Origin of the sequence: Neisseria sp. MVDL19-042950, assembly GCF_030504625.1 — a bacterium.
Classification (GTDB): Bacteria; Pseudomonadota; Gammaproteobacteria; order Burkholderiales; family Neisseriaceae; genus Neisseria.
Genome location: NZ_JAUKWH010000040.1, coordinates 1 through 377 on the forward strand (window position 1 = coordinate 1; position 377 = coordinate 377).

Genomic DNA, 377 nt, shown 5'->3' on the forward strand with positions numbered 1-377 from the left:
ACTGGCGCGACCCGCAGTACGATATGCTGTTCCAACCGATTACCGACAGCATCCACTACCATTACGACTTCAACGGCAACCGCACCACCACCGTACTGCCCGACGGCCGCCAAATCAACTACCTGTATTACGGCAGCGGCCACCTGCACCAAATCAACCTCGACGGCGAAGTCATCAGCGACATCGAACGCGACAAACTGCACCGCGAAATCCAAAGGACACAGGGTGCCTTAACCAGCCGCTACGAACTAGACCCGCTAGGCCGTCTGAAAAAACAGATTGCCGCACTCAACGGCCTGTCTGAAAGCGGCAAAGGCAAAAGCAAAGTAGCGGCGGGTTACGGCCAAACCGCCGTCAAACGCAGCTACGGCTACGAC

General features: G+C 57.0%; 1 pseudogene. It reads left to right on the forward strand.

What is annotated here, in order from left to right:
- A pseudogene (locus tag Q0X97_RS11845) lies at positions 1–377 on the forward strand (type IV secretion protein Rhs); the annotation flags it as partial.